The following is a 25,848-nucleotide window of genomic DNA, read 5'->3' as shown; positions in this document are numbered from 1 at the left end:
GGCGAAAGCCGGTTACGACTCCGGCAGCGCGGGCGGCACCTTCGCCGGCGTCGACTCCAGCCCCTCCAGCGCGATCCGGATCGCCTCGTCGAGCTGGGGGTCACGCCCGGCCGCGTGGTCCTGCGGCGCCTGGACGACCTCGACGTCGGGATCGACCCCGTGGTTCTCGACCCCCCACCCGTACCCCTCCAGCCAGAACGCGTACTTCGGCTGGGTCACCAACGTCCCGTCGACCAGCCGGTACCGGCTGTCGATCCCGACGACCCCGCCCCACGTCCGCGTACCGACCACCGGCCCGATCCCGAGCGCCTTGATCGCCGCGTTGACGATGTCCCCGTCGGACCCGGAGAACTCGTTGGCGACGGCGACGACGGGTCCCCGGGGCGCGTCGTCGGGATAGCTGCTCGCCCGCATCCCCCGCGGCAGGTCCCACCCGACGATCCGCCGGGCCAGCTTCTCCACCACGAGCTGGGAGGTGTGCCCGCCCCGGTTCTCCCGGACGTCCACGACCAGCCCTTCCCGCGCGACCTCGATCCGCAGGTCGCGGTGGAGCTGGGCCCAGCCGGAGCCGACCATGTCGGGGACGTGCAGGTACCCGAGGCGGCCGCCGGACTTCTCGTGGACGTAGGCCCGCCGGTCCGCGACCCACGCGTGGTACCGCAACGGCTCCTCGTCGGAGATCGGCACCACCACGGGATGCCGGAGATCGCCGCCGCCGGCCGGCAGCACGGTCAGCTCGACCGCCTTGCCCGCGGTGCCGACGAGCAGCGGCCCCGGGCCGGTCAGCGGGTCGACCGGCTGCCCGCCGACCGCGATGATCGCGTCCCCGGCCCGTACGGCGACCCCGGGCGCGGCGAGCGGCGAGTGCGCGTCCGGGTCGGAGGTCTCCGACGGCAGCACCCGGTCGATGCGCCACAGCGGCGCCCCCTGGGGCCCGTCCTCGTGCCGGGAGATGTCCGCCCCGAGCAGCCCCTGGCGCCGGTCGCCGGAGCCGCCCCGGCCGCGCGGGGTGACGTACGCGTGGGAGGTGCCCAACTCGCCCTGTACTTCCCAGAGGAGGTCCACGAGGTCGTCGTGGGTGGCCACCCGCTCCAGGACCGGGCGGTACCGGTCGAGGACGCCGGGCCAGTCGACGCCGCCCAGGTCGGGCCGCCAGAAGTTGTCCCGCATCAGCCGGCCGGTCTCGTCGAACATCTGGCGCCACTCGGCGGCCGGGTCGACGGTCCGCCGGACCCGGGAGAGGTCGACCGTGATGTTGCTGTCGCTGTCGTCGTCGCCCGAGGCGCGCCGGTCGCTGGGGACGACCTTGAGCTTGCCGTCGGTCCACAGCAGGACCCGTTTGCCGTCGCCGCTGACGGCGAAGTGGTCGGCGTCGGAGGCCAGGTACTCCAGGCGCCGCTGGGCGAGGTCGTACCGCTCCAGGGAGGTCTTCGGGTCCGGGTCGTCGGGTGTGGCCCGCAGATGGCCGAGGACGCCGGTGACGGGGTGGCGCAGCCACAGCACGCCGTCCTTGGCGGCGCGCAGCGTGGAGTACCGGGCGGCCTCGACCGGGAAGGGGACGATCCGGTCGCCGAGCCCTTCGAGGTCGATCCGGGTGGCCGGGGCGCCCTCGCTGTCCGGGGTCTCGTCCTTGTCGGGGGCCTCGAACGGCCGGCCGTGGCGCTGCGGTCCGAAGGGGGACGGGGTGGTCGCCGCGAGCGTGATGAGGTGCGGGCGGGCGCCGCTGACGAAGTGCAGGTCGAAGACGTGCTCGTCGTAGACCGGGTCGAAGGCGCGCGCGGAGAGGAAGGCGAGGTGCTTGCCGTCGAGCGTGAACGCCGGCGAGAAGTCCTGGAAGCGCAGCGGGGTCGCCTCGGTGACGGACAGGTCGGCGGTGTTGGCGAGCTTGAGCTGGCGCAGCGGGCGCGGGCCCGGGTGCGACCAGGCCAGCCAGGCCGAGTCGGGCGAGAAGACGAGCCCGGTCACCTCGCCGTCCTCGCTGCGGTCGACCTCCCGTACCTCGCCGGTCTCCCGCTCGACGAGCAGCACCCGGCCGTCGTCCGCGGAGACGGCGACCCGGCTGCCGTCGGGGGCCACGGCGAGCCCGAGGACGCGGCCCAGCTGTCCGGCGGCGAGCCGGCGCGGGGTGGCGCCCGGGCCGACGCCGGTCGACGGGGCGAACTCCAGGGCGTCGTCGCCCTCCGCGTCCGTCACCCACACCACCCATTCCTCGCCCTCCACGCGGAAGGTGCGGGGCAGCCGGGCCCGTACGCCGTCCTCGGCGGCGAGCGCGCGGGCGGGGCCGGAGCGGTGGGTGATCCAGTGGATCGAGCCGCGCACGGAGACGGCGCTGCCGCGGGCTGTGTGGTCGGGCGAGGCGGAGCCGAACCAGCGGGAGGCGTTCACCGGGAACGGCTGGAGGTCGACGCGCTGCCCGCCCAGCCGGATGTCGAGCCTGCGCGGTTCGGCGCCGTCCAGGTCGTCCAGCAGCCACAGCTCACCGGCGGACGCGTACACGACGCGGGTGCCGTCGGTGGCCGCGTGCCGGGCGTAGAAGCCGTCGACGGGGGTGTGGCGGCGCAGGTCGGAGCCGTCGGCGAGGGAGGAGTAGAGCGCTCCGACGCCCTCGTGGTCGGAGAGGAACGCGATCCGGTCACCGACCCACATCGGGTATTCGAGGTTGCCGTCCAGCTCGGTGTGCAGACGCACGAACTCGCCGGCCGCCCCGGCACCGTCACCGCCGTCACCGCCGTCTTCGGACCGGTCGATCCACAGCTTGCCCGCGGTGCCGCCCCGGTACCGCTTCCACCAGGCGGCCTCGCGGCCCATCGGCGCGGACAGCAGCACGGTGGCGGGCCCGTGGGCGACATCGCCGACGGGCCCGTAGGGGAGGGTGGTGGCCGGTCCGCCGTCGAGCGGCACGGCGCGCGCCCAGCTCCGCCGGAGGCTGGCCTGGCCGTGGGTGCTGAGCGCGAGGACCTGACCGTCGGGTGTCCAGCCGCGCACCTGGGTGCGCCAGCTCCCCCAGTACGTCAGGCGCTTGGCGGATCCTCCGTCGACGGGCGCGATGTGCACCTCGGGCGCGCCGTCCCGGGTGGAGGTCCACGCGACGGTGGTGCCGTCCGGGGAGATCCGCGGATGGTTGACGGGTACGTTGTCCGCGCTGACCCGCCAGGCACGGCCGCCGTCCAGAGGCGCGACCCACACGTCGTCCTCGGCGGTGAAGGCGACCAGGTCGCCGTGCAGGTGCGGATACCGGAAATACGCGAGCTGAGTCACCCAGTTACTTTATGCAGCGTTCGGTCTGATGGGGAGGGGTTTGGATCATGTCCATCGCCCGCCCCGGGCCCGAGTGGCCGCCGGGCGGGCCCGGTCCGCTCCGGGCCGGGCCTCACTTGCCCTCGGGCACGCACGCCGGGTCCTTCTGGCACCAGATGGTCTGGGTGACGGTGACCGTCACGGTCGGTCCCGGCTGACCGGGTCGGCCGGGCTGGTCGGACTCCGGGGCGTCGCAGTTGCCGAGCCCCTCGACGTGGAACCACTCCTTGCCGCCGACCTTCGCGGTCAGATCGCCGCGTACGCACCTGCCGTTGACCTCTTTGGTCACCTTCCCGGTGACGGTGATCTCCCGGCCTTCCTTGTCCTCGCCGGTGCAGTCGACCTTCGCGACGGTGGCGACCGAGGAGGACGGCGACGCGGTTTTCTCGCCGTCCTTGCCGTCCTTGGCGTCCTTGGCGTCGCTGTCGTACGACGCCGTGCAGTTGAGCCACTGGACGTCGAGGCCCTCCCGCTCCAGCTCCTCGGTGGCGAGCTGGTCCGTGGTGAACGCGACCGCGCCGGTGTTGAGCCCGCCGCCCTCGCAGGCCACCAGACCCACGACCGCGCAGACACCGAGCCCGGCTCCCAGCAGGAGCCGACGCCCGCCCGACCGGTACGCCCTGACACGCCTCCATGCCCCCATGTCCGGCAGCCTGCCACCGCCCGCGGCGGCGCGGAAGACCGCATGCGGACAAGTCGCCGGGACGGCGGGACGTGGGCGAGGGGTGTCAGCCGCTCATCAGCAGCCATTCCTGCAGCTCGACCAAGTTCCCCTCGGGGTCCTTGAGATGGGCCACCCGCATCCGGTCGGTCATACGTGCGGGCCCGTGCAGGAGCCGTACGCCGAACGAGGTGATCCGTTCGCAGTACGCGTCGAGGTCGTCGACCCGTAGGACGACCAGCGACCGGTGTCCGTTCGCCTCGTCGGCCAGCTCCCCGAGCACCTCGGCCATCATCGCCCGGTCCTGCAGGGCGATCCCCGCGGACCCGACGGCCGGGCTGAACTTCTCGTACGGCCCGTCGACCGCACCGGACTGGGGCTTCAGCCCGAGCACATCGGCGTAGAAGCGATAACACACGGCGAAGTCGGTGACGAGCAGCCTTACCTGGGCGAGTTCCACGATGCTCCCAGAGGGGTCGGGGACACCGGTCGGGACCGGGTGGCGGTCAGGACCAGCGTCCGGTTCGGCCCAGCAGCAACGCCCCGGCCGCCGTCCCGGCGGTCGACGTGCGCAGCACACTGGGCCCGAGTCGGTACGCCCCCGCGCCCGCCTCGCCGAAGAGCGCCAGCTCCTCCGGCGACACGCCCCCCTCGGGCCCCACGACGAGCACGATCTCCCCGGCCGTCGGCAGCTCGGCCGTGGCCAGTGTCTCGTCGCCGCTCTCGTGCAGGACCGCGGCGAAGTCGGCCTTCGCCAGCAGCTCCGCGACCTGCTTGCCCGTGGCCGCGTCCGCGACCTCGGGGAACCGTGTCCGGCGGGACTGCTTGCCCGCCTCCCGGGCGGTGGCCCGCCACTTGGCGAGGGCCTTCAGCCCCCGGTCGCCCCTCCACTGGGTGATGCAGCGGGAGGCCGCCCAGGGCACGATCGCGTCGATCCCGACCTCGGTCATGGTCTCGACGGCCAGTTCGCCCCGGTCGCCCTTGGGCAGCGCCTGGACGACGGTGATCCGGGGCTGTGCCGGGGGCTCCTCGTGCACCGTCTCCAGGTCCATGACCACGAGCCGGTCCTTGCCCTCGGCGGCCTTGACGATCCCCTCCGCCCAGCGTCCGCGCCCGTCCGTGAGGACGACGTCCTCACCGGCCCGCAGCCGCTTCACGGAGACGGCGTGCCGCCCCTCGGGGCCGTCCAGGACGAGCTCGCCGCCACTACCGCCCGGCAGGTCCAGCGAGTCGACCACGAACACCGGTGCGGTCATCGTCCCTCGCTCCCGGTCTGTCCGCCGCCCTGCCCCGCGGCCGGGCTGCCGACCTGTGCGGCGGCCCGCGCGTGCTGCGCGGCGGCGATCTCGGCGGCCAGCACCTCGACCAGTTCACCGGCCGGCAGTTCCCGGGCCATCCGGTGCCCCTGCCCGGCCCAGAGCGCCATGCCCTGCGCGTCCCCGGCCTTGGCGGCGGCCTTGCGCAGCGGCGAGGTCAGGTGGTGGACCTCCGGGTAGGCGGCGGGCGCGTACGGGCCGTGCTCGCGCAGGAAGCGGTTGACCAGGCCCCGGGCCGGACGGCCGGAGAAGGCCCGGGTCAGCTCGGTGCGGACGAAGAGGGGGTCGGTCAGGGCCTGCTTGTGCACGGCGTGCGCGCCGGACTCGGCGGTCGCGAGGAACGCCGTGCCGAGCTGGGCCGCGCTCACGCCCGCCGTGAGGAGGGCGGCGATCTGGCTGCCGCGCATGATGCCGCCGGCCGCGACCAGCGGCAGCGCCACGGCCTCGCGGACCTGGGCGACGAGCGAGAGCAGCCCGATGCCGGCGCAGTCCCGCTCGGGGTCGTCGCGGTGGGTGCCCTGGTGGCCTCCGGCCTCGACGCCCTGGACGATCACGGCGTGGGCCCCGGACCGCTCCACGGCCTGTGCCTCCTCCGCCGAGGTCGCGGTGACCAGGGTGAGGGTGCCCTTGCGGGCGAGCGACTCGATGACCTCGGGCGTCGGGCAGCCGAAGTGGAACGACACCACGGGCACCGGGTTGTCGAGCAGTACGGCGAGCTTGGCCTCGTACCCGTCGTCGCGCCCGCTGTCCGGGTCGCCCAGCTCGGCGCCGTACCAGGTGGCCTCACCGGCGAGCTGCTCCGCGTAGACCTCGACGGCGGCGGGCTCGGCATACTCCGGCTGTGGCATGAAGAGGTTCACGCCGAACGGGCGGGAGGTGAGCGCCCGGAGCTCCTTGATCTCCTGGTACATCCCGTCGGCCGTCTTGTACCCGGCGGCGAGGAACCCCAGCCCGCCGGCCTCGGACACGGCGGCGGCCAAGCGCGGCACGGACACACCGCCCGCCATCGGGGCCTGCACGATCGGGAGCGGGACGAGATCGGTCAGTGCGGAGGACATGACGGCATGGTGCCATGCCCTCCGGGGGGAGCCGAATCGGGGACGGGCGGTTGTTCGTGGGGTGCGGGTGGGTGGGGGTTGCTCGCGCAGTTCCCCGCGCGCTTTTCAGGGGCGCGGGGAACTGCGCGAGAAGCCCCACGCACCCGCACCCGACAACGCACCCCACTCAGCGCCCGTTGAACGCGTCCTTCAGCCGGGAGAACAGCCCCTGCTGACCGGGCTGGAACTGCCCCGTCGGCCGCTCCTCACCCCGCAGCGCGGCCAGCTGCCGCAGCAGCCCCTCCTGCTCGGGGTCCAGCTTCGTCGGCGTCTGCACCTCGACGTGGACGATCAGATCGCCCCGCCCGCCACCGCGCAGATGCGTGACACCGCGCCCGTGCAGCGGGATCGACTGCCCGGACTGCGTGCCGGGCCGGATGTCGACCTCCTCCAGCCCGTCCAGCGTCTCCAGCGGCACCTTCGTACCGAGGGACGCCGCCGTCATGGGGATCGTCACCGTGCAGTGCAGATCGTCGCCGCGCCGCTGGAACGTCGGGTGCGGCAGCTCGTGGATCTCGACGTAGAGGTCACCGGCGGGACCGCCACCGGGCCCGACCTCGCCCTCACCGGCCAGCTGGATGCGCGTGCCGTTGTCGACACCGGCCGGGATCTTGACCGTCAGCGTCCGCCGCGACCGCACCCGCCCGTCGCCCGCGCACTCGGGGCACGGGTTGGGGACGATCGTGCCGAAGCCCTGGCACTGCGGGCAGGGCCGGGAGGTCATGACCTGGCCGAGGAAGGACCGCGTGACCTGCGAGACCTCACCACGACCACGGCACATGTCACAGGTCTGGGCGGTGGTGCCGGGAGCGGCGCCCTCGCCACTGCACGTCGTACAGACGACGGCCGTGTCGACCTGGATGTCCTTCGTCGTGCCGAAGGCCGCCTCGTCGAGGTCGACCTCCAGCCGGATCATCGCGTCCTGGCCCCGGCGCGTACGCGACCGAGGGCCGCGCTGGGACGCCGTGCCGAAGAACGCGTCCATGATGTCCGAGAAGTTGCCGAAGCCACCGGCGCCGAAGCCGCCCGCGCCTCCGCCGCCCGCCTGGGACAGCGGGTCGCCGCCGAGGTCGTAGACCTGCTTCTTCTGCGGGTCCGACAACACCTCGTAGGCGGCGTTGATCTCCTTGAACCGCTCCTGGGTCTTCGGATCGGGATTGACGTCCGGGTGCAGCTCGCGAGCGAGCCTCCGGAACGCCTTCTTGATCTCGTCCTGGGACGCGTCGCGGCGCACGCCGAGCACGGCGTAGTAGTCCGTGGCCACTTAAGACTCCGCCAGGATCTGTCCGACGTACCGTGCCACCGCTCGTACCGCTCCCATCGTTCCCGGATAGTCCATGCGCGTAGGTCCGACCACGCCCAGCTTCGCTACTGCCTCGCCGCCCGAACCGTAGCCGACGGAGACGACGGACGTGGAGTTGAGTCCCTCATACGCGTTCTCATGACCGATGCGTACGGTCATGCCCGAATCCCCGGCCTCGCCAAGCAACTTGAGGAGGACGACCTGCTCCTCCAAGGCTTCCAGAACGGGCCGGATGGTGAGGGGGAAGTCATGTCCGAAGCGGGTGAGATTGGCGGTTCCGCCGATCATCAGCCGCTCCTCGCTCTCCTCCACGAGTGCTTCGAGGAGGGTGGAGAGCACCGTCGCCACCGTCCCCCGGTCCTCGACGTCGAACGCCTCCGGCAGGTCCTCGACCAGCTTCGGCACATCGGTGAACCGGCGGCCCGCGACCTTGCTGTTCAGCCGGGCGCGAAGATCCGCGAGTGACGTTTCTCCGAACGGCGCCGGGCAGTCCACCAGCCGCTGTTCCACCCGTCCGGTGTCCGTGATCAGCACGAGCATCAGCCGGGCGGGGGCCAGCGACAGCAGTTCCACGTGCCGCACCGTCGACCGGGTCAGCGAGGGGTACTGCACGACGGCGACCTGCCGCGTGAGCTGCGCCAGCAGCCGCACGGTCCGTGCCACCACGTCGTCGAGGTCGACCGCGCCGTCCAGGAAGTTCTGGATGGCGCGCCGTTCGGGCGGGGTCATCGGCTTGACGCCGGCCAGCTTGTCGACGAAGAGCCGGTACCCCTTGTCGGTGGGGATGCGGCCCGCGCTGGTGTGGGGCTGGGCGATGAAGCCCTCGTCCTCCAGCGCCGCCATGTCGTTGCGGACGGTCGCCGGGGAGACCCCCAGGTTGTGCCGCTCCGTGAGCGCCTTGGAACCGACCGGCTCCTCGGTGCCCACGTAGTCCTGGACGATGGCGCGCAGCACCTGGAGCCTGCGTTCACTCAGCATCGCGCACACCTCCAGATCGCTCTTCCGTGACTCCCCCTTGGCACTCACCCCGGGCGAGTGCCAATACTCCCCGCCCAGTGTACGGCGGTGGGGTACGCCCCCGGCAAGGCCGGTCCAGCCAGGTCATGCCGACGTGTACCGACCTGTCCGGCGATGTCGGACCCCGGCCCGACCACCACCGGGGCACGTGTCGCGCACTTCCTACCGACGGGTACGCCCACCCGTGACCACCTCCGAACCGCCCACGGCGATCACCTCCGTGGCCCTCACCACAGCCCGCCCACCGCCTGCTCGGCGGCTCCCGACCGCCGTTCGGCGACCTCCCCGGCACCTCCCCGGCACCCTCCTTCACCGGCCCGTGCGGTGCTACGGCTAGCGTCGGCGCATGACGGTGACTTGGGAAGAGTGCGGGTGGCAGGGATTGACGCCCCGGGTCGGACGGTGCCGCCTTCCCGGCTGGGACTGCACCGTGGGACTGGTGGCCGGGGACGGTGCGGCCCTCATGATCGACGCGGGTTCCAGCGTGCGGGAGGGCGCGCGGTTGCGTACCGAGGCGTGCCGACTGCTCGGTGGCGCCCGTGTGACACATCTCGCGCTCACCCACCCCCACTTCGACCATGTCTTCGGGGCGGCCGCGTTCGCCGGGGTGGAGGTCTTCGGCGCGGTGGGCGTCGACGGTGTCCTGACCCGTGACCGCGACGCCCTCCGCGCGGACGCCGTGCACCACGGTCTGCCCCCGGCGGACGCCACCGAGGCCGCCGACCTCCTCGTCCTCCCCCGTCACCCGGTCTCCGGCGAGTGGACGCTCGACCTGGGCGGCGGCGTCCGGGTGCTGCTGGCGAACGTGGGCCCCGGCCACACCGGCCACGACCTCGCGGTCCTGGTGTCGGAGGACGCTCGGGAGGTGGTGTTCTGCGGGGACCTGGTCGAGGAGTCCGGCGAGCCGCAGGCAGGCCCGGACGCGATCCCGTCCCGCTGGCCGGCCGCCCTGGACCGGCTCCTGGCCCTCGGCGGCGAGGACGCGCTGTACGTGCCTGGCCACGGGGCGGTGGTGGACGCGGCGTTCGTCCGGGCCCAACGCGACGCGCTGGCACGTCGCTTCGGCGTGTCGGACTGAGTGCGGGGACATCCGGGCGCGGCTTCTCCTATCGTCACTCGAATGCGCCAGTACTCACCCGACCTGACCCCTCCCTGGAAGAAGCCGAAGCCGGCCCCCGAGGTCCCGGCCGATCCGGGTCTGGTCGTCGAGGAGCCCACCACCGGGTTCTGCGGGGCGGTCATCCGCTGCGAGGCGGGCACGGTGACGCTGGAGGACCGCTTCGGCAAGCACCGGGTGTTCCCGCTGGAGCCGCGGGGGTTCCTGCTGGAGGGCCGCGTGGTGACGCTGGTCCGCCCCGCCGCCGCGGCCCCCACGCGGCCGAGTCGTACGGCGTCCGGCTCGGTGGCCGTCCCGGGCGCCCGCGCGCGTGTCGCCCGCGCCGGGCGCATCTACGTCGAGGGCCGGCACGACGCCGAGCTCGTCGAGAAGGTGTGGGGCGACGATCTGCGCATCGAGGGCGTGGTGGTGGAGTACCTGGAGGGCGTGGACGACCTCCCCGCGATCGTCGAGGAGTTCGCCCCGGGGCCGGACGCGCGGCTCGGCGTCCTGGTCGACCACCTCGTGCCCGGCAGCAAGGAGTCCCGTATCGCCGCGTCGGTCACGAGCGAGTACGCGCTCGTCGTCGGCCACCCGTACATCGACATCTGGGAGGCCGTGAAGCCGTCCTCGGTGGGCATCGAGGCGTGGCCGCGCGTGCCGCGGGGGCAGGACTGGAAGACGGGGGTGTGCCGTGCTCTGGGGTGGCCTTCGGAGAACACCGGGGCGGTGTGGCAGGCGATTCTGGGGCGGGTGGGTTCTTACAAGGACCTGGAGCCGGAACTGCTGGGGCGGGTGGAGGAGTTGATCGACTTCGTCACGGATAGCGGTGGGGCCTGACGTTGGGGAAGGTACTGAATCCACTGGTGTCGATGTCCAGTCGCAGAGGCGACAGGGGCACTGATTCCCCGAACTTCCAGATCTTCTGCCCCTTGTAGTCGGCCTTCTCTCCAACGCCCTCGGGCTCCGTCAGCACGACACACTGCGCCATGACCGGGTCGACGATCAGGTAGACAGGCACTCCACCTGCGGCGTAGATCGACCGCTTCACACCGTAGTCGCGGTCGATACTGGTCTTGGAGACGACCTCGACGACCATGGTGATCAGCGTGGACGGGAGCAGTCGCCCCGAGGCGGGCAGAATCTCGGGGGCCACGACAACCAAGTCGGGAATAGGCTCGCTCGCCTCGCTGACGATGTCGACGTCCTGTGTCTGAAGGGCGTACCAGTGATCAACCGGAATCTGCCTGCCCAGCAACATCACAATGACGTTGTGCACCAGGTCAGGGCTGGCCATCATCACGATTTCTCCCCGGAGAAGTTCGGCCTTGACACCCTCGGGCGGCTCGAACTTCTCGAAGAACCTGGTCATCCCGCGCTCGTCCACAGCGGTCATCTCCGCAGCCTCAAGATTCCGCCACCGTCAGTTACGGCAGCAGCCTACGAACCAGGTTAGGTACCGAACCCCCGTTCCGCACCGACTCACCCACCCGAGTGATCAGTCCACCAGGTCCCGCACCACCGCGTCCGCAAGCAACCGCCCCCGCAGCGTGAGCACCGCGCGTCCCTCCTCGTACGGCCCCGCCTCCAGCAAGCCGTCGGCGAGTGCCCGACCCGCCGCGGCAAGCCCTTCCTCCCGGAGCAGGGACAGCGGGCAGCCCTCCCGCAGCCGCAGCTCCAGAAGAATGCGCTCGACCCGGCGGTCCTCGGCCGACAGCAGCTCACGCCCGGCGCCAGGGGAGCGCCCGGCCGCCAGCGCGCCCGCGTACGCGCCGGGGTGCTTGACGTTCCACCAGCGCACGCCACCGACGTGGCTGTGGGCGCCCGGTCCCGCGCCCCACCAGTCGGCGCCCCGCCAGTACAGCTCGTTGTGCAGGCACCGCCCGGCGTCGGACGTGGCCCAGTTGGAGACCTCGTACCAGTCGAACCCGGCGGCCGAGAGCGTCTCCTCGGCGATCAGATACCGGTCGGCGTGCACGTCGTCGTCCGTCATCGGCACCTCGCCCCGGCGGATGCGCCGCGCGAGCTGCGTGCCCTCCTCCACGATCAGCGCGTACGCCGAGATGTGGTCCGGCCCGGCGCCGAGCGCGGCGTCCAGGGAGGCCCGCCAGTCGTCGTCGGACTCGCCGGGCGTGCCGTAGATCAGGTCGAGGTTGACGTGGTCGAAGCCGGCGGCGCGCGCCTCCGCCACGCACGCCTCGGGGCGCCCCGGCGTGTGCGTACGGTCGAGGATCTTCAGCACGTGCTGCCGCGCGCTCTGCATCCCGAAGGAGAGCCGGTTGAAGCCGCCCGCGCGCAGGGTCTCCAGGTAGGCGGGGTCGACCGACTCCGGGTTCGCCTCCGTCGTGACCTCCGCGTCGTCCGCGAGCCCGAACTCCTCCCGGATCGCCCCCAGCATCCGTACGAGGTCGTCGGCGGCCAGCAGCGTGGGCGTGCCGCCGCCGACGAAGACCGTACGGACGGGGCGCGGGTCGTCGCCGAGGACCTTGCGGGCGAGGCGGATCTCGTCGACGACCGTGTCCGCGTAGTTGTCGCGGGAGGCGAGGACGCCGCCGGTGCCGCGCAGCTCGGTGGCGGTGTAGGTGTTGAAGTCGCAGTAGCCGCAGCGGGTCGCGCAGTACGGGACGTGGAGATAGAACCCGAGGGGCCGCTCGGCCGCGTCGGCCAGGGCGTGCGCGGGCAGCGCCCCGTCGTCGGGGACGGGCTCACCGTCGGGGAGTGCGGAAGGCATGTCCTCCATTGTCCAGCACGGCCCGGCCGACGGTTCCCGTCGCCGGCTGCGGCGGTCGTCACTCCGCCCGCAGCACCAGCAGTGCGAGGTCGTCGTCCGGTGGCCGTTCCCCGAACTCGTGCACGAGTCGGCGGATGCGTTCGGCGATCAGCTGGGCGTCGAGACCGGCGCAGCCCGCGAGCGCGGTGGCGAGGCCGTCCCCGTCGTCGAACATGCGCGGGCCGCTGCGGCGCTCGGTGACCCCGTCGGTCACACAGAGCAGCGTGTCGCCGCAGCGGAGCTCGAACGTCTCGGAGACGTACTCGGTGTCCTCGATCACGCCCAGCAGCGTCTGCGGCTCGGCCACGGTCCGGACGTCGCCGTCGGGGCCGAGGAGCAGGGGCAGCGGGTGCCCGGCGGAGGCGAGGGTGCAGCGGACACCGCCGGGGACGGGGACCAGCTCGCCGTAGAGGAGGGAGAGGAAGCGGGTCTGGGAGGCGTCGGGGTCGACGAGGCCGGGGTCGCCGGCGGTGACCAGGGCGCGGGCGGCGGCGTCGGCGGCCTCGGTCGCGTCGTCGAGGAGAAGCTGGTTGAGGCGGTCGAGCACGTCGGCCACGCCGTAGCCCTCGCGGGCGAGCAGCCGCAGCCAGGGCCGGGCCAGACCGATGACCACGGCGGCCTCGGGGCCCTTGCCCTGGACGTCGCCGATCGCGAAGCACCAGCGGCCCCGGCCGGCGGGGAACAGGTCGTAGAAGTCGCCGCTGGGTCCGCCCTTGTCGCACGGCTCGTACACCAGGGCGCTCGACACCCCGGGGATCTCGGCGACCGCGCCCGGCAGCAGGCCGCGCTGGAGCACCCGGCTGATGGTCACCTGGCGTGCGTACTGGCGGGCCGTGCCGATGGACAGCGCGATGCGTCGGCTGAGGTCCTCGACCAGCCCGGTCACCTCGTCCGGGAACCGAAGCAGCCCGGCTCGCCCGATGACGAGCGTCCCGAGCGGCCGCCCCCCGGCGATCAGCCGATAGGCCAGCGCGGCCCCACCTTCACACTCCCGCACGGGCCCGCCTTCACACTCCCGCGCGGCCCCGCCTTCAGAGTCCCGCGCGGGCCCACCTTCACACTCCCGCACGGGCCCATCGTCACGCTCCCGCACGGGACCGCCACCCTGCCCGCGCTCGAACCCGCCGGCACGCTCCCGCTCCGACCTGCCGTCAGGCTCCTGCACCAGCCCGCCGGCACGCTCTCGCTCCGCCCCGCCCTCAGGCTCCTGCACCGGCCCGCCCGCACTCGCCCCCGACGCCCCTTCGGCACTCTCCCCCGACGACCCGCCCGCACTCACCCCCACCGGCCGGTCCTCCGGCTCCGGCTCCGGCTCCGGCCACGGGACGGGGACCGCCCTCGACCGCACGGAATCCGGCAGTCTCGGTGGGTTCCTCTCCAGGGCCCGGCGCAGTTCCTCGATGCGGTTCTCGCTGCCGTGCCAGACGCGGGCGAGCCGGGGCGCGGGGCCCAGCCAACCGTCGCCGCCGCGCCAGCCCAGCCCCTCGTCCTCCAGCCACACCGCGCACCAGTCGGCCAGCCTCGGCACCAGCAGCTGCCCGGCGAGCGCGGCGACCAGATCCTCGTCGAGCTGCCCGGCGAGCAAGTCGGACGCCTCGGCCAGGAAGGAGAGCGCGCCCCGGTTCAACCACTCCCGGTCGCGCTCCGCATGCCGCCGGGGCACGGGCGCGACCAGATCGAGCGGGTCCGGGCCCTGCTCACGGGCGCCCTCGGCGCCGTCTGCGACGCGACCGGCGTACGCCCGCGCACCGCCGTGCTCTCGCGCGTCCTCCGCACCGGCGTACGCCCGCGCATCGTCGAGTCCCCGCACATCCTCGTCGCCGGCGTACGCCCGCGCGGCCCCGACCCCCACCCCGGACACGTCACCGCCGTACGCCCCGAACGCGTCCTCCACCGCCATCGCCCCGTCGACCGACAGCCGGGCCCAGACGGTCTTCATGCCGGTCCGGTAGGTGATCCCCCAGGCTTCGGAGAGCGCCGCGACGAGGCGCAGGCCGCGTCCGTACTCGGCGGCCCCGTAAGGCCGTTCGACGAGGTAGGGGCGTTCGGCGCCCTCGTCCCGTACCGCCCGGGAGGGGTGGTGGTCCGAGACCTCGACGAGCAGCCACCCGGCGGAGGCCGGATCGTCACGCCCCAGACGGCAGAGCAGATCCACATCCGTGCCCGCGTGGACGACCGCGTTGGTGACCAGCTCACTGACCACGACGAGGGTGTCCTCGACGAGGCGGGCGGAGAGGGCCGCGGCGCCCGGCAGGTCGAGTTCGGCCCATTCCGCGAACGCGCTGCCGACGAAGCGCCGGGCGGCTCCCGGCGCGAGCGGTCCGCCGGGCAGAGACACATGCACCACCGCGCGCCGGTCCGCGCCCGCGTACGCGGGCGCGGCAGACAGCGCCTCCGCCCCGACGCGCGCGGGCGCATCGGGCGCGCAGGACGCGGTCTCCCGTTGCGTCGGAATGGCCCCCACTGAGCGGCTCCCTGAGAAAGTTCGGACGAATAGGCCTCAGGCGGCACGGACAGAGTGACAGACTGACCACGCCCATAAGCGCCGAGTTACCGAAGTGGGCCACCATGAGTGAGAACAGTGCTACGCGGGTGCTCCGAGACGGTCAAAAAGACAGCCAAACGGACGTTCTGATCCGGGCATCCGATCTCCGCGCGCTGACCGCGGCCATGACCGCCGCCCGCGACGGCAGCTTCACGAAAGTCCCGGAGGCGGGCCCCGCCCCGGTGGCGGAGCTGTGCGCCCTCTTCAACCAGATCATCGACCGCAGCGCCCACTTCGGCACCGAAGTGCAGCGTGTAAGGAGGGAGTTGGTCCGGCACGGCCGTCTCGACGAGCGGCTGTCGGCCAGCCCGGGTCAGGGCGCCTGGGCGACCCGCGTCGACGACGTGAACAAGACGCTCGACGCCCTGGTCGCCCCCGCCGCCAACGCCACCCGGGTCCTGGACGCGGTGGCCGGCGGCGACCTCACCCAGCGGGTCGACCTGCACGACGGCAACCGTCAGCTCCGGGGCGACCTGCGCAGGTTGGGCCGTGCCGTGAACAAGATGGTCGACCAGCTGTCCCTGTTCACCGGCGAGGTGACCCGGGTCGCCCGCGAGGTCGGCACGGAGGGCCGGCTCGGCGGCCGGGCCAAGGTCCGGGGTCTGTCCGGGAGTTGGCGGGACGTGACCGAGGCGGTCAACACCATGGCCGCCCGGCTGACCGCCCAGGTGCGGGACATCGCCCTGGTGACCACCTCGGTGGCGCGCGGCGACCTCACCCGTACGGTGACGGTCGAGGCGACCGGCGAGTTGCTCGAACTGAAGCTCACCGTGAACACGATGGTCGATCAGCTGTCCGCCTTCGCCGACGAGGTCACCCGCGTGGCCCGCGAGGTCGGCACCGAGGGGCAGCTCGGCGGCCGCGCGCAGGTCCGGGGCGTCTCCGGCGTCTGGAAGGACCTCACCGACAACGTCAACTTCATGGCGTCGAACCTGACCTCCCAGGTCCGCAACATCGCCCAGGTCACGACCGCCGTCGCCAACGGCGACCTCAGCCAGAAGATCACGGTCGACGCGCAGGGCGAGATCCTGGAACTGAAGTCGACCATCAACACGATGGTCGACCAGCTCTCCGCCTTCGCCGACGAGGTCACCCGCGTCGCCCGCGAGGTCGGCACCGAAGGCAACCTCGGCGGCCGCGCCCAGGTCCGGGGCGTCTCCGGCGTCTGGAAGGACCTCACCGACAACGTCAACTTCATGGCGGACAACCTGACCTCCCAGGTCCGCAACATCGCCCTCGTCTCCACGGCCGTCGCCCAGGGCGACCTCGGCAAGAAGATCACCGTCGAGGCCAAGGGCGAGATCCTGGAGCTGAAGTCGACCATCAACACGATGGTCGACCAGCTCTCCGCCTTCGCCGACGAGGTCACCCGCGTCGCCCGCGAGGTCGGCACCGAGGGCAACCTCGGCGGTCAGGCGCAGGTGCGGGGTGTGTCGGGCGTCTGGAAGGACCTCACCGACAACGTCAACTTCATGGCCCTGAACCTGACTTCGCAGGTCCGCAACATCGCGCAGGTCACCACGGCCGTCGCCAACGGCGACCTCTCCAAGAAGATCACCGTCGACGCGCGCGGCGAGATCCTGGAACTGAAGGACACCGTCAACACGATGGTGGAGCAGCTGCGGGCCTTCGCCGACGAGGTGACGAGGGTGGCCCGTGAGGTCGGCACCGACGGCGCGCTCGGTGGCCGGGCCCAGGTGCTGGGCGTGTCCGGTGTCTGGCGGGACCTCACGGACAACGTCAACTACATGGCGGACAACCTGACTTCACAGGTCCGCAATATCGCCCAGGTCACCACGGCGGTGGCCAACGGCGACCTCTCCAAGAAGATCGACGTGGACGCGCGCGGCGAGATCCTGGAGCTGAAGACCGCCATCAACACGATGGTCGACACCCTCTCCTCCTTCTCCTCCGAGGTCACCCGGGTGGCCCGCGAGGTCGGCTCGGAGGGGCAACTCGGCGGCCAGGCACGGGTGGAGGGCGTCTACGGCACCTGGAAGCGGCTGACGACGAACGTCAACGAGCTCGCCCTGAACCTGACCACGCAGGTCCGCGCGATCGCCGAGGTCGCCTCGGCCGTGGCCCAGGGCGACATGTCCCGCTCCATCACGGTGGAGGCGCGCGGCGAGGTCGCCGAGCTGAAGGACAACATCAACCTGATGGTGGCCAACCTCCGCGAGACGACCCGCGCGAAGGACTGGCTGGAGTCCAACCTCGCCCGGCTCGCCGCCCTGATGCAGGGCCACCGCGACCTGATGGAGGTCGCCGACCTGATCCTGCGCGAGCTGACCCCGCTGGTGAACGCCCAGTACGGCGCCTTCTACCTGGCCGACCCCGACGAGGACGGCGCGGCCCCGCTGCCGGTGGCGCCCACCAAGGGCCTCGCCTTCATCGCGGGCTACGGCGCGGCGCAGGGCGCGACCGTCGAGACCGGCGGCCTGCCCGTGCACGGTCTGGTCGCACAGGCGGCCCGGGAGAAGAAGCGGATCCTGGTGGAGGAGGCCCCGCCGGACTACATCAAGATCAACAGCGGCCTCGGCGAGGCCTCCCCGTCCAGCGTCGTCATCATCCCGATCCTCTTCGAGGACAAGCTCCTCGGGGTGATCGAGCTGGCGTCCTTCTCCCGCTTCTCCGACGTCCACCTGGCGTTCTTCGACCAGTTCGTGAACACCATCGGTGTCGCCATCAACACCATCATCGCCAACTCCCGCACGGAGTCCCTCCTCGGCGAGTCCCAGCGCCTGGCCATGCAGCTCCAGGAGCGCTCGGACGAACTGCAGATGCAGCAGGCGGAGTTGCAGCGCTCCAACGCCGAACTGGAGGAGAAGGCGGCGCTGCTGGCGACCTCCTCGCAGTACAAGTCGGAGTTCCTGGCGAACATGTCCCACGAGCTGCGCACCCCGCTGAACTCCCTGCTGATCCTGGCGCGGCTGCTCTCCGACAACCCGGACGGCCATCTCACCGACCAGGAGGTCCAGTTCGCCACCACGATCCACCGCTCCGGCTCCGACCTCCTCCAGCTGATCAACGACATCCTCGACCTGTCGAAGATCGAGGCGGGCCGGATGGACGTACGCCCGAAGCGCCTCCCGCTGATCAAGCTCCTGGACTACGTCCACGCGACGTTCCGGCCGCTCACCCTCGACCGGGGCCTGGCCTTCGAGGTGGCGGTCGGCGAGGACGTCCCCCGCGAGATGTACTCGGACGAGCAGCGCCTCCAGCAGATCCTGCGCAACCTCCTCTCCAACGCGATCAAGTTCACCGCGTCCGGCCGAGTCGAGCTGACCGTCAGCCGCGTCAAGGACCCCGACCACCGCTACACCCGCGAGGACCACGACGAGGTGATCGCCTTCGCCGTCTCGGACACCGGCATCGGCATCGCGGCCGAGAAACTCCCGGTGATCTTCGAGGCGTTCCAGCAGGCCGACGGCACCACCAACCGCAAGTACGGCGGCACCGGCCTCGGTCTGTCCATCAGCCGCGAGATCGCCGGCCTGCTCGGCGGCCGCATCATCGCGGAGAGCGTCCCCGGCAAGGGCTCGACCTTCACCCTGTACGTGCCGGTCTTCAGCCCGGGCCACGGGGTGACGGGCCCGGTGATCGAGGAGCACGGCAGCCTCGTCCCCGAGCAGCTGGCCAACGAGCCCTACCCGGCCGCGCACGACGGCGAGATGCACGACGGCGACGACTCCTGGCCGGCGCCCACCAAGCTGGAGGCGTGGAAGGTGGGCCGCGCGGGCCAGGTGCTGCCCGGCCGCCGGGTGCTGATCGTCGACGACGACATCCGCAACGTCTTCGCACTCACCCATGTCCTGGGCCGGGTCGGCATGCCCGTCCTGTACGCGGAGAACGGGCGCGAGGGCATCGAGACCCTGGATCGCAACCCGGACGTCGAACTCGTTCTGATGGACATCATGATGCCGGAGATGGACGGCTACGAGACGATCTCCGCCATCCGCCGCACCCCGCGTTGGGCGGGTCTGCCCATCGTCGCCCTCACCGCCAAGGCGATGCCCGGCGACCGCGAGAAGTCCATCGCCCGCGGCGCCAACGACTACGTACCGAAGCCGGTGGACGTCGACCAGCTGCTCACGGTCGTCTGCGCGGTCCTCGACCCGGAAACCCCGCAGGTTCCGGAGAGCGCCGAGCCGTCCCCGGGGAAACGCACCGAAGAGAACGAGGCACCCTCACCATGACCCCTCAGGACCGGACCGACCAAAGCGCGGGCATCCTCCTCGTCGACGACATGGAGGACAACCTGCTCGCCCTGGAGGCCGTCCTGGCATCCCTCAACGAGCCGCTCGTCCGCGCCCGTTCGGGCGAGGAGGCGATGAAGGCCCTCCTGCGGCACCGGTTCGCCGTCGTCCTCCTCGACATCCGGATGCCCGGCATGGACGGCTTCGAGACCGCCGCCCACATCAAGCGCCTCGACCAGACGAAGGACGTCCCGATCATCTTTCTCACCGGCACGGACGCCGACACCGGCTACGCCTTCCGCGGGTACGCCACCGGCGCCGCCGACTACCTCACCAAACCCTTCGACCCCTGGGTGTTACGGGCGAAGGTCAGCGTCTTCCTGGACCTGCACCGCAAGACCCGGGAGCTGGAAACCCTGCGGGCGATCCAACGGGAGCACGCGGAAGAGATCGACACCCGGCTGTCGTCCTTCGAGAAGCAACTGGCTGCTTCTTCGCCGGACTTGACCGAGCTGAGCACGCAGATACGCGAACTTCGAACCCTGGTGGAGAGCAACCGCGCCCTGTAGGGGCGCGGGGAACTGCGCGACCAGCCACCACGAACCCGCAGCTGAAGGACGGCCCGCAGTTCCCCGGTTCTCACGCGGAGCGCTACGCCTCGCGCGCACCCGCGTACATGTCCTCGATCAGGTGCTGGTACTCCTTCTCCACCACCGGCCGCTTCAGCTTCAGGCTCGGCGTGAGCTCACCGTGCTCCACATCCAGGTCCCGCGGCAGCAACCGGAACTTCTTGATCGTCTGCCACCGCTGCAAGCCCTCGTTGAGCTGCTTGACGTACCCGTCGACCATCTCGACCGTGGCGGGCGCCGCGATGATCTCCTCGTACGACTTCCCGGCCAGCCCGTTCTCCGCGGCCCACCCCTGGAGGGACGGCTCGTCGAGGGCGATGAGCGCCGTGCAGAAGTTCCGGTCCGCGCCGATCACCATGACGTTGGAGGTGAAGGGGCACAGCGACTTGAACTGCCCCTCGATCTCGGTCGGCGCGATGTACTTGCCGCCGGACGTCTTGAACAGGTCCTTCTTCCGGTCGGTGATCCGCAGGTAGCCGTCGGGCGACAGCTCCCCGATGTCACCGGTGTGGAACCACCCGTCGGCCTCCAGCACCTCCGCCGTCTTCTCCGGCAGCCCGTGGTAGCCCTCCATCACACCGGGGCCGCGCAGCAGGATCTCGCCGTCCTCCGCGATCCGCACCTCGCAGCCGGGCAGCGGCTTGCCGACCGTGCCGGTGCGGTACGCCTCGCCGGGGTTCACGAAGGACGCCGCCGAGGTCTCGGTCAGGCCGTAGCCCTCCAGGATGTGGATGCCGGCGCCGGCGAAGAAGAAGCCGATGTCGGGCGCGAGCGCGACCGACCCGGAGACACAGGCCCGCAGCCGGCCGCCGAACGCCTCGCGGAGCTTGGCGTACACCAGCGCGTCGGCGATCTTGTGCTTCGCGCCGAGCGCGAACGGCACCGAGGCGGTGCCGGTGCGGCGGAAGTTGTCCTGGCTGGCCTTGGCGTACTCGCGGGAGACCCCGGCCGCCCACTGGAAGATCTTGTACTTGGCCGGGCCGCCCGCGCGGGCCTTGGCGACGACGCCGTTGTAGACCTTCTCGAAGATGCGGGGCACGGCCGCCATGTAGGTCGGCCGCACCACCGGAAGGTTCTCGATGATCTTGTCGATCCGGCCGTCGACGGCGGTGACGTGCCCGACCTCGATCTGCCCGCTGGTGAGCACCTTGCCGAACACGTGCGCGAGCGGCAGCCACAGGTACTGCACGTCCTCGGCGCTGACCAGCCCGGTCGCGGCGATCGCCTTCGCCATGTACGACCAGTTGTCGTGCGGCAGCCGGACACCCTTGGGGCGCCCGGTGGTGCCGGAGGTGTAGATGAGCGTGGCGAGCTGGTCCTTGGTGATCGCGCCGACCTTCTCCTTGATCAGGTCGGGGTTCTTCTCCAGGTACGCGGCGCCGCGCTTCTCCAGCTCGGCCAGGGAGAGGACCCACTCCTCCGAGAGGTCGGCGCCCTCGGTGTCGATGACGACGACATGCGTCAGGTCGGGCAGCTCGGCCTTCTTCTCCCGGGCCTTGGCGAGCTGAGCCGCGTCCTCGGCGATGAGGACCCGACTGGCGGAGTCCGCGAGGATGTACGCCGACTCCTCGGCGTTGGTCTGCGGATAGACGGTCGTGGTGGCGGCGCCGGCGCACATGATGCCGAGGTCGGCGAGGATCCACTCGATGCGGGTCGACGAGGCGAGGGCGACCCGCTGCTCCGGCTGCACGCCCAGCTCGATCAGTCCGGCCGCGACGGCGTACACCCGTTCGGCCGACTGCGCCCAGCTCAGCGACTTCCAGTCGGAGGGCCCCTCCCCGGAGGCCGGTGGCACCGGGTAGCGGTAGGCCTCGCCGTCGGGCGTGGCCGCCACGCGCTCGAGGAAGAGGGCCGCCACCGAGGGCGGACGGTTCTCGATCAGGGTCTGTGTGTCGCTCACGACATCCTCCGGGGCACGCGACAGTACAGCTGGCTCACGGGACTGTGCGGCTGGCTCAAAGCGGCTGTTGTTTAACTCGCGAGTAACCATCGAGTGGTGATCAGGGTAGAGCGAGGTCGGCCGGTTGGTAAGGGGCGGCGGGCAGTCACTTTCCACCGAGAACTACCGTACGGACACGCCCCGGCGCCTCTGGGAAGACCTGCGGGCCCGCCGCGCCGAAACGCGACGGGCCCGCATTGTGCCCGAGTTTCCGCGGGTAACGGTGGCTACCCCGCGGTCGGCGACCACCGGTCGCCGTTGGCTACTTCTTGCCCTTGCCGCCGCCGGCGCTGTCGTCGCTGGACAGTACGGCGATGAAGGCCTCCTGCGGAACCTCCACGGAGCCCACCATCTTCATCCGCTTCTTGCCTTCCTTCTGCTTCTCCAGCAGCTTCCGCTTCCGGGAGATGTCACCGCCGTAGCACTTGGCGAGGACGTCCTTGCGGATGGCGCGGATGGTCTCGCGGGCGATGACGCGCGAGCCGATGGCCGCCTGGATGGGCACCTCGAAGGCCTGCCGCGGGATGAGCTCGCGCAGCTTGGCGACGAGCCGCACCCCATAGGCGTACGCCGCGTCCTTGTGCGTGATCGCGGAGAAGGCGTCGACCTTGTCGCCGTGCAGCAGGATGTCGACCTTGACGAGGCTGGAGGTCTGCTCGCCCGTGGGCTCGTAGTCCAGCGACGCGTACCCGCGTGTCTTCGACTTCAGCTGGTCGAAGAAGTCGAAGACGATCTCCGCGAGCGGCAGCGTGTACCGGATCTCGACCCGGTCCTCCGACAGGTAGTCCATGCCGAGCAGGGTGCCGCGCCGGGTCTGGCACAGCTCCATGATCGAGCCGATGAACTCGGTCGGCGCGAGGATGGTGGCCCGCACGACGGGCTCGTACACCTCGTTGATCTTGCCTTCGGGGAACTCGCTCGGGTTGGTGACCGTGTGCTCGGTGCCGTCCTCCATGACGACGCGGTACACGACGTTCGGCGCGGTCGCGATGAGGTCGAGCCCGAACTCGCGCTCCAGCCGCTCCCGGATCACGTCGAGGTGCAGCAGCCCGAGGAAACCGACGCGGAAACCGAAGCCCAGCGCGGCGGACGTCTCCGGCTCGTACACGAGCGCGGCGTCGTTGAGCTGGAGCTTGTCGAGCGCGTCACGCAGCTCGGGGTAGTCGGACCCGTCCAGCGGATACAGGCCGGAGAAGACCATCGGCTTGGGGTCCTTGTACCCCCCGAGCGCCTCGGTCGCCCCCTTGGCCTGGCTGGTGATCGTGTCACCGACCTTGGACTGCCGGACGTCCTTCACGCCGGTGATGAGGTAACCCACCTCACCGACGGCCAGCCCGTCGGCGGGCAGCATCTCGGGCGAGTTGGTCCCGATCTCCAGCAGCTCGTGCGTGGCGCCGGTGGACATCATCCGGATCCGCTCGCGCTTGTTGAGCTGCCCGTCGATCACACGGACGTACGTGACCACGCCCCGGTACGAGTCGTACACCGAGTCGAAGATCATCGCGCGGGCGGGCGCGTCCTTGACGCCGACCGGCGCCGGAACCTCGGCCACGACCCGGTCGAGCAGCGCGTCGACCCCGACACCCGTCTTGGCGGAGACCTTCAGCACGTCCGCGGGGTCGCAGCCGATGAGGTTCGCCAGTTCCTCGGAGAACTTCTCCGGCTGAGCGGCCGGCAGGTCGATCTTGTTCAGTACGGGGATGATCTTGAGGTCGTTCTCCATCGCCAGGTAGAGGTTGGCGAGGGTCTGGGCCTCGATCCCCTGGGCCGCGTCGACGAGGAGGACGGTCCCCTCACAGGCCGCCAGCGACCGCGACACCTCGTAGGTGAAGTCGACGTGCCCGGGGGTGTCGATCATGTTGAGGATGTGCGTGTTGCCCGGATCGTCGGTCGGCGCCCAGGGCAGACGGACCGCCTGGGACTTGATCGTGATGCCGCGCTCACGCTCGATGTCCATGCGGTCGAGGTACTGAGCACGCATCTGCCGCTGCTCGACCACACCGGTGAGCTGGAGCATCCGGTCGGCGAGCGTGGACTTGCCGTGGTCGATGTGCGCGATGATGCAGAAATTGCGGATCAGAGCCGGGTCGGTACGGCTCGGCTCGGGCACATGGCTAGGGATCGCGGGCACGCAGGGTCCTGATTCTTGAGGCGTCCGCAGCCGTCTGCGGTCTCGGGTCGGATCGGGTCTGGCGGGGCTGTACGTAGGCACCATGGTCCCACGGGTGGAGGGCTGGGACCGGTTTGGGCCGACGCGAGAGCTGCTGGTAACGTGGGCGGCTGTGTCTCATGCCCTCTCTGCAGGAGGCACATCCCAAGGAAAACCAAGCTGAAAAGGCTCATTCGTGGCGAACATCAAGTCCCAGATCAAGCGGAACAAGACCAACGAGAAGGCGCGCCTTCGCAACAAGGCCGTCAAGTCGTCGCTCAAGACCGCGGTCCGCAAGGCCCGTGAGGCCGCTGCCGCGGGTGACGTCGAGAAGGCCACCGAGTACCAGCGCGCTGCCGCGCGTCAGCTCGACAAGGCCGTCTCGAAGGGCGTCATCCACAAGAACCAGGCCGCCAACAAGAAGTCGGCGCTTGCTTCCAAGGTCGCTTCCCTCCAGGGCTGAGCTTCACCTCTGATCTGATCGTCGGCTGGACCCAGGGCGGGCCCTCTCTCATCCGCTCCCACCCGACACCCCGGATCCGCACGCGGCCTGCGTTCGCCACGCGGGTGCGGATCCACCGTCTTGAACCGAAGGCCCCGCCGCCCGCCCCTTCCCCGGGGCGGCCGACGGGGCCTTCGGCATGCCGTAGGGCAGCCGGGTCGGAGGTGACTGCAGGTCTTTCAGAGGCGCGGGGAACCGCGCGACAAGCCCCCACGCACCCGCACGTACTTACTCACCGCCGTTCCCCCTCGGCCCGGGGTCTAAGGGGCGGCGCCCCTGGGACGGGACGGGTAGGGGCGGCGGGGGCGAAAGTCACCCCCGACGCGACCGCGCCGCCCGCGCGATGACCACAACCGCCTTCTCCAACGCGTACTCGGGATCATCTCCGCCACCCTTGACGCCCGCGTCCGCCTCCGCCACCGCGCGCAAGGCGACAGCCACCCCGTCGGGTGTCCACCCCCGCATCTGCTGCCGCACCCGATCGATCTTCCACGGCGGCATCCCCAACTCCCGCGCGAGATCCGCCGGCCGCCCGCCCCGCGCCGACGACAGCTTCCCGATCGCCCGCACCCCCTGGGCCAGTGCACTGGTGATCAACACCGGCGCCACTCCCGTCGCCAGCGACCACCGCAGCGCCTCCAACGCCTCCGCCGCCCGCCCCTCGACGGCCCGATCGGCCACCTCGAAGCTCGACGCCTCGGCCCGCCCCGTGTAGTACCGGCCGACCACCGCCTCATCGATGGTCCCCCCGACGTCCGCCACCAGCTGCGACGCCGCGGACGCCAGCTCCCGCAGATCGCTCCCGATCGCGTCCACGAGCGCCTGGCACGCCTCGGGCGTCGCGGACCGCCCGAGCGTCCGGAACTCCCCCCGCACGAACGCCAGCCGATCCCCCGGCTTCGTCATCTTGGGGCACGCCACCTCCCGCGCCCCCGCCTTGCGCGCCGCGTCCAGCAGCCCCTTGCCCTTGGCGCCGCCCGCGTGCAGCAGCACCAGGGTGATCTCCTCTGCGGGAGCCCCCAGGTACGCCTTCACGTCCTTGACCGTGTCGGCCGACAGATCCTGCGCGTTGCGCACGACCACGACCTTGCGCTCCGCGAAGAGCGACGGACTGGTCAGCTCGGCGAGGGTGCCCGGCTGCAACTGGTCCGAGGTCAGATCCCGCACGTCCGTGTCGGCGTCCGAGGCCTTCGCCGCGGCCACCACCACCCGCACAGCCCGGTCGAGCAGCAGCTCCTCCTGCCCCACGGCCAACGTCACGGGGGCGAGAGGATCATCATTCACAGTCTTCTTGGCCATCCCGGACAGCATCCCACGGCCCACTGACAACC

At 71.3% G+C, this 25,848-nt stretch carries 18 protein-coding genes; 5 read left to right on the top strand and 13 right to left on the bottom strand.

Annotated elements, in window-relative coordinates:
- Positions 1-12 precede the first annotated feature (12 nt).
- From ACZ9QC_RS28475 to hrcA, 7 genes are all read right to left on the bottom strand, one after another.
- Positions 13-3,258, bottom strand: coding sequence for a S41 family peptidase (locus ACZ9QC_RS28475; protein WP_472915713.1), 3,246 nt, complete (start codon positions 3,256-3,258; stop codon positions 13-15).
- Between the two features lie 112 nt (positions 3,259-3,370).
- On the bottom strand, positions 3,371-3,940 hold the full coding sequence (locus tag ACZ9QC_RS28470; protein WP_472915712.1) for a hypothetical protein: 570 nt from the start codon (positions 3,938-3,940) through the stop codon (positions 3,371-3,373).
- A gap of 85 nt (positions 3,941-4,025) precedes the next feature.
- A complete protein-coding gene (locus tag ACZ9QC_RS28465; protein WP_472915711.1) occupies positions 4,026-4,418 on the bottom strand; it encodes a VOC family protein in 393 nt (130 codons plus the stop codon).
- 46 nt (positions 4,419-4,464) lie between these two features.
- On the bottom strand, positions 4,465-5,214 hold the full coding sequence (locus ACZ9QC_RS28460) for a 16S rRNA (uracil(1498)-N(3))-methyltransferase (protein ID WP_472915710.1): 750 nt from the start codon (positions 5,212-5,214) through the stop codon (positions 4,465-4,467).
- Positions 5,211-6,332 (bottom strand): nitronate monooxygenase, encoded by a 1,122-nt coding sequence (locus ACZ9QC_RS28455; protein WP_472915709.1) that lies wholly within the window; start codon positions 6,330-6,332, stop codon positions 5,211-5,213. The genes ACZ9QC_RS28460 and ACZ9QC_RS28455 overlap by 4 nt, the downstream gene beginning before the upstream one ends.
- 166 nt (positions 6,333-6,498) lie before the next feature.
- Positions 6,499-7,635, bottom strand: coding sequence for a molecular chaperone DnaJ (gene dnaJ, locus ACZ9QC_RS28450; RefSeq protein ID WP_472915708.1), 1,137 nt, complete (start codon positions 7,633-7,635; stop codon positions 6,499-6,501).
- Positions 7,636-8,652 carry a heat-inducible transcriptional repressor HrcA gene (gene hrcA, locus ACZ9QC_RS28445; protein ID WP_472915707.1) on the bottom strand — a complete coding sequence of 339 codons (1,017 nt, stop codon included), beginning with the start codon at positions 8,650-8,652 and terminating at the stop codon, positions 7,636-7,638. It abuts the gene before it with no gap.
- Positions 8,653-9,037: 385 nt separating this feature from the next.
- Between hrcA and ACZ9QC_RS28440 the strand changes: the two genes are divergently transcribed.
- Positions 9,038-9,769 (top strand): MBL fold metallo-hydrolase, encoded by a 732-nt coding sequence (locus ACZ9QC_RS28440; RefSeq protein WP_472915706.1) that lies wholly within the window; start codon positions 9,038-9,040, stop codon positions 9,767-9,769.
- Positions 9,770-9,811: 42 nt separating this feature from the next.
- Positions 9,812-10,627 (top strand): DUF3097 domain-containing protein, encoded by an 816-nt coding sequence (locus tag ACZ9QC_RS28435; RefSeq protein ID WP_472915705.1) that lies wholly within the window; start codon positions 9,812-9,814, stop codon positions 10,625-10,627.
- On the opposite strand, the gene ACZ9QC_RS28430 is transcribed toward ACZ9QC_RS28435, so the two are convergent.
- From ACZ9QC_RS28430 to ACZ9QC_RS28420, 3 genes are all read right to left on the bottom strand, one after another.
- Complete coding sequence (locus ACZ9QC_RS28430; RefSeq protein WP_472915704.1) at positions 10,605-11,183, bottom strand: Uma2 family endonuclease; 579 nt, start codon at positions 11,181-11,183, stop codon at positions 10,605-10,607. The two genes, ACZ9QC_RS28435 and ACZ9QC_RS28430, sit on opposite strands and share 23 nt — an antisense overlap.
- A 102-nt stretch (positions 11,184-11,285) precedes the next feature.
- On the bottom strand, positions 11,286-12,518 hold the full coding sequence (gene hemW / locus ACZ9QC_RS28425) for a radical SAM family heme chaperone HemW (protein ID WP_472915703.1): 1,233 nt from the start codon (positions 12,516-12,518) through the stop codon (positions 11,286-11,288).
- A gap of 58 nt (positions 12,519-12,576) precedes the next feature.
- Positions 12,577-15,021 carry a SpoIIE family protein phosphatase gene (locus tag ACZ9QC_RS28420; RefSeq protein ID WP_472915702.1) on the bottom strand — a complete coding sequence of 815 codons (2,445 nt, stop codon included), beginning with the start codon at positions 15,019-15,021 and terminating at the stop codon, positions 12,577-12,579.
- Between the two features lie 206 nt (positions 15,022-15,227).
- Between ACZ9QC_RS28420 and ACZ9QC_RS28415 the strand changes: the two genes are divergently transcribed.
- Together ACZ9QC_RS28415 and ACZ9QC_RS28410 are read left to right on the top strand one after the other, a co-directional pair.
- Positions 15,228-19,298, top strand: coding sequence for a HAMP domain-containing protein (locus tag ACZ9QC_RS28415; RefSeq protein WP_472915701.1), 4,071 nt, complete (start codon positions 15,228-15,230; stop codon positions 19,296-19,298).
- A complete protein-coding gene (locus ACZ9QC_RS28410) occupies positions 19,295-19,867 on the top strand; it encodes a response regulator (RefSeq protein ID WP_472915700.1) in 573 nt (190 codons plus the stop codon). Before ACZ9QC_RS28415 ends, ACZ9QC_RS28410 begins: the two co-directional genes overlap by 4 nt.
- Before the next feature lie 82 nt (positions 19,868-19,949).
- Here ACZ9QC_RS28410 and ACZ9QC_RS28405 read toward each other — a convergent pair whose 3' ends face one another.
- Positions 19,950-21,827 carry an AMP-dependent synthetase/ligase gene (locus ACZ9QC_RS28405; RefSeq protein WP_472915699.1) on the bottom strand — a complete coding sequence of 626 codons (1,878 nt, stop codon included), beginning with the start codon at positions 21,825-21,827 and terminating at the stop codon, positions 19,950-19,952.
- A gap of 301 nt (positions 21,828-22,128) precedes the next feature.
- On the bottom strand, positions 22,129-23,997 hold the full coding sequence (gene lepA, locus ACZ9QC_RS28400; protein ID WP_319099567.1) for a translation elongation factor 4: 1,869 nt from the start codon (positions 23,995-23,997) through the stop codon (positions 22,129-22,131).
- Positions 23,998-24,211: 214 nt separating this feature from the next.
- Here lepA and rpsT point away from each other — a divergent pair, with 214 nt between their 5' ends.
- Entirely contained in the window at positions 24,212-24,478 is a 267-nt protein-coding gene (gene rpsT / locus ACZ9QC_RS28395; RefSeq protein WP_184894177.1) for a 30S ribosomal protein S20, read from the top strand.
- A gap of 351 nt (positions 24,479-24,829) precedes the next feature.
- Here rpsT and holA read toward each other — a convergent pair whose 3' ends face one another.
- Positions 24,830-25,816, bottom strand: coding sequence for a DNA polymerase III subunit delta (holA, locus tag ACZ9QC_RS28390; RefSeq protein ID WP_472915698.1), 987 nt, complete (start codon positions 25,814-25,816; stop codon positions 24,830-24,832).
- Positions 25,817-25,848 lie beyond the last annotated feature (32 nt).

Source organism: Streptomyces sp. HUAS MS02 (genome assembly GCF_055702265.1).
This window is presented reverse-complemented; position numbering and strand designations above follow the sequence as displayed.

What these genes read in the sequence shown, in the direction of transcription:
- ACZ9QC_RS28430 (WP_472915704.1), bottom strand. Translation starts at nt 11,183, where the DNA reads ATGACCGCTGTGGACGAGCGCGGGATGACCAGGTTCTTCGAGAAGTTC.
- ACZ9QC_RS28440 (WP_472915706.1), top strand. Translation starts at nt 9,038, where the DNA reads ATGACGGTGACTTGGGAAGAGTGCGGGTGGCAGGGATTGACGCCCCGG.
- ACZ9QC_RS28470 (WP_472915712.1), bottom strand. Translation starts at nt 3,940, where the DNA reads ATGGGGGCATGGAGGCGTGTCAGGGCGTACCGGTCGGGCGGGCGTCGG.
- hrcA (WP_472915707.1), bottom strand. Translation starts at nt 8,652, where the DNA reads ATGCTGAGTGAACGCAGGCTCCAGGTGCTGCGCGCCATCGTCCAGGAC.
- holA (WP_472915698.1), bottom strand. Translation starts at nt 25,816, where the DNA reads ATGGCCAAGAAGACTGTGAATGATGATCCTCTCGCCCCCGTGACGTTG.
- ACZ9QC_RS28415 (WP_472915701.1), top strand. Translation starts at nt 15,228, where the DNA reads ATGACCGCCGCCCGCGACGGCAGCTTCACGAAAGTCCCGGAGGCGGGC.
- ACZ9QC_RS28460 (WP_472915710.1), bottom strand. Translation starts at nt 5,214, where the DNA reads ATGACCGCACCGGTGTTCGTGGTCGACTCGCTGGACCTGCCGGGCGGT.
- ACZ9QC_RS28435 (WP_472915705.1), top strand. Translation starts at nt 9,812, where the DNA reads ATGCGCCAGTACTCACCCGACCTGACCCCTCCCTGGAAGAAGCCGAAG.
- ACZ9QC_RS28410 (WP_472915700.1), top strand. Translation starts at nt 19,295, where the DNA reads ATGACCCCTCAGGACCGGACCGACCAAAGCGCGGGCATCCTCCTCGTC.
- hemW (WP_472915703.1), bottom strand. Translation starts at nt 12,518, where the DNA reads ATGCCTTCCGCACTCCCCGACGGTGAGCCCGTCCCCGACGACGGGGCG.
- ACZ9QC_RS28455 (WP_472915709.1), bottom strand. Translation starts at nt 6,332, where the DNA reads ATGTCCTCCGCACTGACCGATCTCGTCCCGCTCCCGATCGTGCAGGCC.